The 10,236-nt window shown below is 61.7% G+C and carries 8 protein-coding genes; 2 read left to right on the forward strand and 6 right to left on the reverse strand.

Annotated features, from left to right (window positions below; translation table 11 throughout):
- The 5 genes from Q4P21_RS13980 to Q4P21_RS14000 all read right to left on the reverse strand — a co-directional run.
- Positions 1 to 521, reverse strand: a 521-nt coding sequence (locus Q4P21_RS13980; protein ID WP_303389354.1) for an alpha/beta fold hydrolase, incomplete at its 3' end; no start/stop codon positions are given.
- Positions 522 to 581: 60 nt separating this feature from the next.
- Positions 582 to 2,849, reverse strand: coding sequence for an ABC transporter ATP-binding protein (locus tag Q4P21_RS13985; RefSeq protein ID WP_303389355.1), 2,268 nt, complete (start codon positions 2,847 to 2,849; stop codon positions 582 to 584).
- A 36-nt stretch (positions 2,850 to 2,885) separates the two neighbouring features.
- Entirely contained in the window at positions 2,886 to 3,845 is a 960-nt protein-coding gene (locus Q4P21_RS13990; RefSeq protein ID WP_303389356.1) for an ABC transporter permease, read from the reverse strand.
- Complete coding sequence (locus tag Q4P21_RS13995) at positions 3,842 to 4,786, reverse strand: ABC transporter permease (RefSeq protein ID WP_303389357.1); 945 nt, start codon at positions 4,784 to 4,786, stop codon at positions 3,842 to 3,844. Before Q4P21_RS13995 ends, Q4P21_RS13990 begins: the two co-directional genes overlap by 4 nt.
- Before the next feature lie 84 nt (positions 4,787 to 4,870).
- A complete protein-coding gene (locus tag Q4P21_RS14000) occupies positions 4,871 to 6,475 on the reverse strand; it encodes an ABC transporter substrate-binding protein (protein ID WP_303389358.1) in 1,605 nt (534 codons plus the stop codon).
- A gap of 19 nt (positions 6,476 to 6,494) precedes the next feature.
- On the opposite strand from Q4P21_RS14000, the gene Q4P21_RS14005 reads away from it, so the two are divergent.
- Positions 6,495 to 6,821 (forward strand): hypothetical protein, encoded by a 327-nt coding sequence (locus Q4P21_RS14005; protein ID WP_303389359.1) that lies wholly within the window; start codon positions 6,495 to 6,497, stop codon positions 6,819 to 6,821.
- 104 nt (positions 6,822 to 6,925) lie between these two features.
- Here the strand turns inward: Q4P21_RS14005 and ffh are convergent, their stop codons facing one another.
- Positions 6,926 to 8,500: a signal recognition particle protein gene (gene ffh / locus Q4P21_RS14010; RefSeq protein ID WP_303389360.1), complete on the reverse strand. Its 1,575-nt coding sequence runs from the start codon at positions 8,498 to 8,500 to the stop codon at positions 6,926 to 6,928.
- Positions 8,501 to 8,757: 257 nt separating this feature from the next.
- On the opposite strand from ffh, the gene Q4P21_RS14015 reads away from it, so the two are divergent.
- Positions 8,758 to 10,236: glucose-6-phosphate dehydrogenase (locus tag Q4P21_RS14015; RefSeq protein WP_303389361.1), on the forward strand; the 1,479-nt coding region annotated here is incomplete at its 3' end.

Raw genomic sequence — 10,236 nt, forward strand, 5'->3', positions numbered from 1 at the left:
ACTCCGGGCACAATGTGCAACGGCGCCTGTGTGGAGGGCAGCTGCAGTCTGGCCCGGGCTGCCACACGTCTGGTGGTCTCGGTTCCGGGTGGGCTTGCAACCGCCATCAACGTATTGAACTCGGACAGGAAATCTTTGTCCGTCAGCTCCTTGGCATGGACAAAAAGATCCGCCAAGTGCACAGAATATGCTGCCGTGGCGGGCAGCTCCGCCGTCAGGGAAAGCAATAGCGGTTCCAGCAGGACCATGGACCACACCAGATCCGGGCGCTGCACTGCGGCCATCATGGCGGCGATGGCTCCTTGGGCGTGGGCAACAACATGCCCGCCGTTGCCCAGCGCATCAATCACCAGCCGCGCATCGGCAGCAAAGTTTGTTGGCACGGGAGGTTCGACGGCGTTGAATCCGGTCCGCTTAATGAAGAGGCAGTCATAGTTCCCGGCCAAAAGATGTTGGGCCGGCCATGCTGCTGTGCCGTAGCCGTCCATGCCGTGCACGAACACGATCCGCGTTTTACTCATTGATGCAGGTTACCGGATGCTCCTTGGAGTATCCCGCAGGCGGCCCCGGCCCGGCGGCCCTCAGCCGGACGTTTCACTTCTCTCCAAGGCATCGACGGCGGCATGGCCGTTGATCGGGAAGTGGCAGGCCACCAGATACGGGACGGTGCCGGCAGCCACGGCCCGGGCCGTTTCCGCCGCGACCTCGTCCGCCGGCATGGCCACCTGCCCGCCGCCGGGCTGCAACGTGGGCTCCACCCTGGCGCAGAGATCCTGCGCCGCGGGGCAGCGAGTGCGGAAACGGCAGCCACTGGGCGGGGTCATGGCCGAAGGCAGCTCGCCACGGACACCCAATTTCGCCTTTTGTTTCTCGATGACGGGGTCCGGGATGGGGATGGTGTCAATCAGCCCCCGCGTGTAGTGGTGCTTTGGGTGGGAATAGACCTCGGGCGCCGGCCCCACCTCCACCATCTTGCCCAGATACATGACGGCGATGACGTCGGAAAGGTAGCGGACCACGGACAGGTCGTGGCTGATGAAAAGGTAGGTCAGCTCACGGTCGCGCTGGAGGTCCTTCATCAGGTTCAACACCTGCGCCTGAATCGAGACATCGAGCGCGGACACGGGCTCGTCGGCCACGATCAGCCCCGGCTGCAGTGCCAGGGCGCGGGCCAGGCCGATGCGTTGGCGCTGCCCGCCGGAAAACTCGTGCGGGTAGCGTTCGGCGGCTCTCGCGGGAAGGCCGACGTCGGCCAGCAGTTCATCAACCCTGGCGTTGCGGTCCTTGGGCGTGCCGACATGTTGGATGTCCAGCGGTTCGCGGAGGATCTGCCGCACCCGCATGCGGGGGTCCAGAGATGCATAGGAGTCCTGGAACATGAACTGCACGTTCCGTCGGCCTTCCTTCGCTTCCTTGCCGCGCAGTTTGGAGATCCGCCGGCCACGGAACAGGATCTCCCCGCTCGTGGGCACGTCCAGTCCCACCACCAAACGTCCCAGAGTGGTTTTTCCGCAGCCGGACTCACCCACCAGGCCCAGAGTGGTGCCGCGGGGGATGGAAACCGTCACGTCGGCGACGGCGCTGATGTCGCCGATATGGCGGCGCAATATGGCCCCTGCAGTGACGGGGAAGTCCTTCACAGCCCCCTTGATCTGCAGCAACGGGACGCCATCGACCGGGATGAAGGTGGACGGCGCCACCCAGCCCGTGGCGTCCGACACCGAGGCAGCAGCCAATCCCGCTTCCGCCGGACCATCTTCCGCCGGCAACTTTTCCGCAGGAACCAATGCCGCGGCCCCCAGTTCCGCCGCCTCAACCCGGGCCAGCTCAGGGATGATGGTGCGCAGGTCCACGGGTTCGGGGATGTGTAGCGGTGTGGTGCGCGGAACGAAGCAGGCATATTCCTGCGGGCCGTGAGGGGTCGAGATGGTGGTGGTGGGCGGCACCTGGGTGCGGCAGGCCTCCACTGCGAAGCGGCAGCGCGGGGCAAAGCGGCAGGCAGGCGGGGGCTCGGTCAGATCCGGTGGCAGGCCTGGAATCGAGTACAACCGCTCCCCCGTTCCGGCGGCCCGTTCGGGCAGGGCCTCGAACAGTGCATCCGTATAGCGGTGCTTGGGTGCGGCGAAGAGCGTGTGGACGTCGGCCATTTCAGCCACCTTGCCGGCGTACATGACCACCACCCGGTCGGCACTGCCGGCAATGACGCCCAGGTCGTGGGTCACCAGGATCATGGCCATGTGAAATTCTTCGCGCAGCTTGTCCACCAGTTCCAGGATCTGCTTTTGCACGGTGACATCCAGTGCCGTGGTGGGTTCATCCGCAATCAGCAGCTTGGGCTGGCAGATCAGAGCCATGGCAATCATGACGCGCTGGCGCTGCCCGCCGGAAAGCTGGTGCGGGAAGTCCTTGATCCGCTGGGCCGGGCTGGGAATGCCAACCAACCCCAACATGTCCACCACGTTTTTGAGCGCCTGGGACTTTCCCATGCCCCGGTGAAGCATCAGCGGTTCCGCAACCTGGTCGCCAATGGGGAGCACGGGATTCAGCGAGGTCATGGGGTCTTGGAAGATCATGCCGATGTCGCCGCCGCGGATTTGGCGCAGGCGTGCCTCATTCAGCTTGACCAGGTCCTCCCCGTCAAAGAGGATTTCGCCGCTGACAATGTGTCCTCCCGGAGGCAGCAGCTGCTCGATCGACATGGCCGTCATGGTTTTGCCACTGCCGGATTCCCCGACCAGGCCCAGGCACTCCCCGGCGTCGACGTGCAGGTTGATGTGATCCAGGGCGTGCACCACGGATTTGCTGAGGCGGATGTCCGTGCTGAGATCGCGAATCTCCAACAACGACATGTCGGTTCTCCTTTGGATGGGTGGGCGGAGCTGCTGTCAGCGACGTTGAAGCCGGACCTCAACCGAGTCCCGCAGGCCGTCACCGACCAGGTTCACCGCGACGACGACGATGATGATGGCAATGCCTGGCGGGTAGATCAGCCACCAATAGTTGGTGAACACGTAGGAGGTTCCGTTGCTGAGCATGCCGCCCCAGTCGGTGGCAGGTGGCGAGATGCCCAGGCCGAGGTACCCGAGATAGGCGATGAGCAAGATGGCATCGGCCACCTGAAACGTGGCGTTGACAATGACTGTGCCCACAACGTTGGGCATGATGTGGCGCAGCACCGAGTGCCACGAGGAGCCTCCCATGACCCGCACAGCCTGGACGTACTCCCGCACGCGCAATGCCAGCGACTCTCCTCTCACCAACCGGGCCGGCACCAGCCACGCCGTCAGGCCGAGCACGAAGATCATGACGGGCACGCTGGGCTTGACGATGGTGACCAAAAAGAGGAGCAGGAACAGGATCGGGATGGAGAGGACGGCATCCACGATGCGCATCATGACCGAATCCACCCAGCCGCCGAAGAAGCCAGCAATGGCACCCCAGATGGTGCCCACGACAGTGGCAATGATCGCCGCGGCAAAGCCGATGGCCAACGACACCTGCCCGCCGGTCATGAGCCGCCCGAGCTGGTCATAGCCTGTCGAATCGGTGCCCAGCGGATGCCCAGGGCCGGGCGGCAGGTTTGTGTTCGCCAAGTTCACTGTCACCTGGTTGGTGGGATAGAGGAGCGGGCCGACGAAGCAAAACAGCACAGCGATGACGAGGAAGATGAGCCCCACGATGGCCAGCTTGTTTTGGATGAAGACCTCAAAGCCAAGATGGAACATGCTCTTGGCCTTGCCGACCGGCAGGCCCGTTGCACCGACCGGCAGGGCTGGACCGCCCGGCACCACCGGATCTGCGGGGCCGGGGCCGCTTGCCCCGGTTCCAGGACGCATGGTTGTCATAGCTTCACCCTCGGATCAAGCACGGCCAGGGAAACGTCAGCCAATAGATTCCCGACCACGGTGGCAAACGCCGTGATGATGACGACACCGAGTTCCACCGGATAGTCTGAGGCCTGTGCCGCCTGCCAAAACAGCAGGCCCATGCCAGGGAAGTTGAAGATCGATTCCGTAATCAATGCGCCCGCAAATACGGCCGGCAGGGACAGTCCGAGCAACGTGATGATCGGAATCAGGGCGTTGCGCAGGACATGGTGGTACAGGACCCGGGTGGGTCCGGCACCCTTGGCCTGTGCAGTGCGGACATAGTCCTGGTCGATGTTGTCCAGCACGGAGGAACGCATGTAACGGGAGAAGCCTGCGATGCTCAGAAGGGCCAGTGTGACAATGGGCAGCACCATGGCATTGAAGTCTTCGAAGATGGGGCCCACACCGTCGGATTGCGGCGCTTCCGGAGGGAACCAGCCCAGATTCTGCGCAAAGAGCTCAATCATGATCAGGCCGATGAAGAACGTTGGTGCCGCATAGAAGATGAACGAGAGTCCGGTGGCAATGTAGTCAAACGGTTTGTTCCTACGCACCGCCTGGTAAATGCCCAACGGAATGGCGACGATCACGGTCAGCACCAAGGAAAGTATCCCCAACACGATGGTCTTGGGCATGCGCTGGATCAACAGTGAGCTGACGGACTGGTTCAACTTGATCGAAAACCCGAAATTACCTGTCAGCCACTGGCCCAACTGCCGGAAATACTGAATGAACAACGGCTGATCGTAGCCATTCTGGATGTTAAATTCGGTGATCTGAGCTGCGGTTGCCCGTGGCCCTAGAATCGCCCGTGCCGCACCACCAGGAAGTTGGTGCAGCAAGATGAACACAATGATGGTCACCACCAAGACAACCAGAACTGACTGGAGTAGGCGGCGAAGGATGTAGCCAATCATGACGCTGTCCCTGCGTACGGGGCGCTCTTGAAGTTCATATCCTCCACCCGCCTACTGAGCAGTTTCTTTCGGCCCTGGCAGCACTCAGTAGTGCCAGGCCTCGGGAGTGATTGACGCGTAGGGGTTCTGGGGTGTGACGCCCTTGAGCCCATTGGCGATCATGGTCAGGCTGTACGTGTAGTTTGGCTGCCAAATTACAGGTACGTCCTTGGCCAGAGCATTCTCATATGCCTGCATCACCGCGGTGCCGCTCTCGGTGGTGCTGGCCATGATCAGCTTGTCAATTGCGGGGTTGGAGTAGCTTCCGCTGTTTGATCCCGCTCCGGTCTGGAACAGGGTCTCACCGGTTGGGTAGTAGTCGGGTGCGTACACCCAGCCACCGCCCCAGTTGCCCATTTCCCAAGTGCAGGTCGCACCGGAACATGGGATGGCCGTGCCGGTCACGGTGTTGAATGGGGCCGGAACGATGTTGAGGATGATGCCCGCCTGTGCTGCGTTGGACTTCATGGACTCCATGGCCGTGGTGATCGTTTGAGTGCCGCTGGCGTATTGCAGGGTGAAGTTCAGCGCTTGGCCGGACTTGACATCGGCGCCACACTCGCCGGCAGCGGTGCCGGGCTTGGTGCAGGTGGCTGCCTTACCGGGGGTAACGGTCCAGCCGTTGTCGGTCAAGTACTTTGCGGCAGCGGAAATGTTGAATGGGTAGGGGTTCTGTGTCTCAATGCTGGAGATCAACGGGCTTGGCGGGAACAGCGGCACGGGACCGGTGGTCTGGAAGCCGTAGTTCTTGGCCGCAGAGGTCAGGATTCCCTCTTGGTCCACAACGGACTGCAGTGCCTGACGGAAATACAACTGCTTGAAGATCGGCCCAACCGTGGGGTTGTTGTAGTTGATCGGGAAGTAGTTGATGCCGTACAGGTTCCACGGTGCCATGGTGTAGTTGGCGCTGAGCGGGTTGGGCCCCGCCACGTCGGGTGTTGTGTTCGCCGGTCTTGGCGAGGCCAGGTCCTGCGTGGGAATATAGCCGACATCAATGGTGCTGGCACCCCGCAATACGTTGAACTCTGCCGCGTCCGTGGTGAATGGCACCTCAATGAATTCCTTCAGTGTGGCCTTCACCGGCCCGGAGTACTTCGTGTTTGGAACGAAGGTGAGGTGCCCGTCCGAGTTGAAGCTCTTGAGGGTCCATGGCCCGTTCACCACTTGCCACAATGGGTTTGTGGCATACGTTGGCAGGTCCTTTGACTGCGAGACCATGTACGTGTAAACGGCGGCACAGCCGGAGACGTTAGTCGCGCAGTCACCCTTGGCTGTCGCGCTTGTCATGTCCCATGCCGGTGGCATCGGGCTGATCTGGCTGAGTTGGTTGTACAGCATCCATTGCTGGCTGTAAACCTTGTCCGACGTCAAAACGATCGTCTTGGCATCCGGTGTGGTTGCCGAGACAATGTTGTCGGGGAACTGTCCGGGGACGTAGGCTGCGTAGTTTGCCTTCTCGGCTTTTGCCATGTTAAACCAAAACATCACGTCCGTAGACGTGACAGGCGTGTCGTCGGACCACTTGTAGTCCTTGAGTTTGATGGTGATGGTCTTGCCGTCATCGCTGTATGTGGGTTGAGCGGCTAGGCTGAGCGAGTCGTTGACTTCTGCTTTCCCATCGTTTCCAAACCAATACAGCGGCCGGTACATCAGTTGCTGCAGATTGGAAATGTTGGCTACGGAAAAATCAGCAATGGGTGAAAAAGGCCAAATCCAGTTTGGTACTGTATTTGGTGGCAACGCGAAGGTGGCGGTATTGGCCGTCTTGCCTGGTGCTTTTGCGTTGGCGTTTTCACTTGACGAATTGTTGTTTTCTGAGCCTCCCGACGAACACGCCGTCGCCGCCAAGAACACCGCTGCAACTATTCCCACCAACCGAATGAACGGCTTCCGGTTCCTCTCATGTGATCGCAAATATTCCATGTTGCCCTCCATGTCAAAACCTTGCGGTGGGGATCGCTTTGGTCTTCGCAAGGCTCCTAACTCAAGATTGTAGACCTGTTGCCGAGCGCTGTCAGGGATGAGTTTGGGGCAGGAAAAAGGCGCCGGGGCCACCAGAGATGGTCACCCTGGCGCCTTCGAGCACCGTTCGTACTCGGGCTACTTCCCGAGGAACTTGTCGAAGCCCTTGGGGAGGTTCAGGCTCGAGGGATCAAAGTCCTCGGCACCGGCACCAAATGAAGCACCCGTGGGCAGCGCTTTAGGTGCGTTGGCCTTCTCCTGTGCGGCCTTCAACTCGGCGGCAGCCTTGGCGGGGTTGCCGGAGCGTGCCTTCTTCTTGGCGACCTGCTTGCCCTTGCGGGCACCACCGAAGCCACCGGGACCAGGCATGCCCGGCATTCCGGGGATCCCTCCGCCCTGGGCCATCTTCTTCATCATTTTCTGAGCCTGGCCAAAGCGTTCCAGCAGGCCGTTGACCTCGGAGACGTGCACACCGGAACCCTTGGCGATGCGGGCGCGGCGCGAGCCGTTGATGATCTTCGGGGCGACGCGCTCATGCGGCGTCATGGAGCGGACAATGGCCTCCACCCGGTCAATTTCACGTTCGTCGAAGTTCTCCAGCTGCTGGCGCATGTTGGCCGCCCCGGGCATCATCATGAGCATTTTCTTCATGGAGCCCATTTTGCGGATCTGCTGCATCTGGGACAGGAAGTCGTCGAGCGTGAAGTCTTCACGGTCGGCGAACTTGCGCGCCATCCGCTCGGCTTCGCCCTTGTCCCAGTTCTTCTCGGCCTGTTCGATGAGCGTGAGCACATCACCCATGTCCAGGATGCGGCTGGCCATGCGGTCGGGGTGGAACAGCTCAAAGTCGTCCAAGGACTCGCCAGTGGAGGCGAACATGACTGGCTTGCCGGTGACCGACGCGACGGAAAGTGCGGCACCACCGCGGGCGTCGCCGTCGAGCTTGGTCAGGACGACACCGGTGAAGTTCACGCCCTCGTTGAACGCCTGGGCCGTGTTGACGGCGTCCTGGCCGATCATGGCGTCGATGACGAACAGGACTTCGTCGGGGTTGATGGCTGCGCGGATGTCCGCGGCCTGCTTCATCAGTTCGGCGTCGATGCCCAAGCGGCCTGCGGTGTCGACGATGACGACGTCGTGCAGCTTGGACTTCGCCTCGGCGATGCCTGCCTGAGCCACAGCAACCGGATCGCCGGTGGCGCTTTCAAATTCGCTGCTGACGCCGGGGTGCGGGGCGAAAACGGGGACGCCGGCACGCTCACCGTTGACCTGCAGCTGCTTGACGGCGTTGGGACGCTGCAGGTCGGCAGCCACCAGCAGCGGGCTGTGGCCCTGGCCCTTGAGCCACTTGGACAGCTTTCCGGCAAGCGTGGTCTTGCCCGCACCCTGCAAACCGGCCAGCATGATGACGGTGGGCGGGTTCTTCGCCAGGTTGATGCGGCGCGTCTCCCCACCAAGGATGGCCACGAGTTCTTCGTTGACGATCTTGACGATCTGCTGCGCCGGGTTCAGCGCCTCGTTGACCTCGGAGCCAAGGGCACGTTCACGGACCTTGGCGGTGAACGCGCGCACCACCGGCACTGCGACGTCGGCGTCCAAGAGGGCGCGGCGGATCTCGCGCACTGTGGCGTCGACGTCGGCCTCGCTCAGCCGGCCCTTGCCACGAAGGTTCTTGAAGGTGGCTGTCAACCGATCAGATAGGGAGTTGAACACGCGGCGCGCACTTCTTTCGTCTGGGATTAACCAGCACCCGCACGGCCGGACCACATGGCCTGGCCGCGCGCGGCGTGGCAATTTACATTAGTCAGGATGAGACCGGCAGGACGGGGCCATTGGCTCCATCCCACTCCCTTTCCTGAGGGACTCAACTATCAAGGGTATCAACTGCGGCGCCATGGTGTGTGCAAAAGTCGGCCGGATCCGGGTGTCATTGCCACCCAATGCCCCAGACACCGTGCAATGCTGGGACGGTGACGACTCCCACAGCATCCTCCAGCGCCTCCCCTTCCACGCACGACGCCGGGTCCCCGGCCAAGTCGCCCGACTCCAGCGGGCGGGTCAAGACCCTGGTGATATTGGGCGCATCCGGTGATCTCACCGGCCGACTCCTGCTGCCCGGCGTCGGCCGTCTGGTTGCCTCCGGCAGGGCGTCGGAACTTTCCCTGGTCGGTGCAGGCAACGACGATTGGTCGGATAAGCAGTGGAAGGATCGGCTCACGGAAAGTTTTTCCGACGCGATGGCCCCGGGCGGCGCGTCGACGGATGCCGGCATCAAGGACCTGCAGGAGCTTCAGGATGGCAGCAGCTACCACCAGCTTGATGTGACGGCCGAGGGTGAGCTGGGCAAGTTCCTCAAAGATATTCCAAGTCCCATAGCGCTCTACTTTGCGCTGCCGCCAGCCATCAGCCAAAAGGCATGTGAAGCCCTGACTCCGGAAGATCTGCCATCCGGCACGCGCCTGGTCATGGAAAAACCGTTTGGCTCCAGCACGGAGACAGCGCGCGCTCTCAATGACACGCTGGCCGGATTAGTCCCCGAGGACCACATCCACCGGATTGACCACTTCCTGGGCAAGTCGACGGTTTTGAACATCTTGGGGCTGCGCTTCGCCAACAGGCTGCTGGAACATTCCTGGAACGGAGTGCACATTGAAAAGGTGGAGATCATTTTTGATGAGGCCCTGACGTTGGAAAACCGTGCCCGGTACTATGACCATGCAGGGGCCGGGCGTGACATGATCCAAAGCCACCTGCTTCAGGTGATGGCCATCTTGGCCATGGAACCACCAGCCACCTTGGGTGAACAGGACGTTCGTTCCAGCATTGCGACCGTCCTTCGGGCCAGTTCAATTGGCCGCAACGGCAGCGACCTGGCGGACTTCACCCGTCGTGCCCGCTACACGGCTGGCACCATCGGCGAGCGCAAGGTCCCGAACTACCTCGACGAGGAAGGCGTGGACGCAGCCAACGACACCGAAACACTTGCCGAAGTTGAAGTATTCATCAACAATTGGCGCTGGGCGGGCGTGCCGTTCATCCTGCGCTCAGGAAAGGCGCTGGGCCGCTCCCGCAAGGAAGCCGTCGTGACATTCAAGCCGGTGCCCCACCTGCCTATTGGCTTCAAGGGCATCGACTCACCCACCCGCCTGCACATTGGCTTCGGCCCGGACACGCTGGTGCTGGACCTTGACGTCAATGGTCCCGGCGACGTGTTCACCCTTGACCGCGTCAATTTGAAAGCGAAACTGGGCAGCGACCCGCTCCTGCCCTACGGTGAAGTACTCGAAGGTGTCCTCAACGCAGATCCGCTGTTGTCTGTTCGAGGGGATATTGCTGAGGAATGCTGGCGGATTGTGGAGCCCGCCTTTGCCGCCTGGAAGGATGGGATGGTCCCCATGGAAGAGTATGCAGCTGGCACCGACGGCCCCGCGGACTGGACCACCAGCAAC

It is taken from the genome of Arthrobacter sp., from assembly GCF_030540645.1.
GTDB lineage: Bacteria > Actinomycetota > Actinomycetes > Actinomycetales > Micrococcaceae > Specibacter.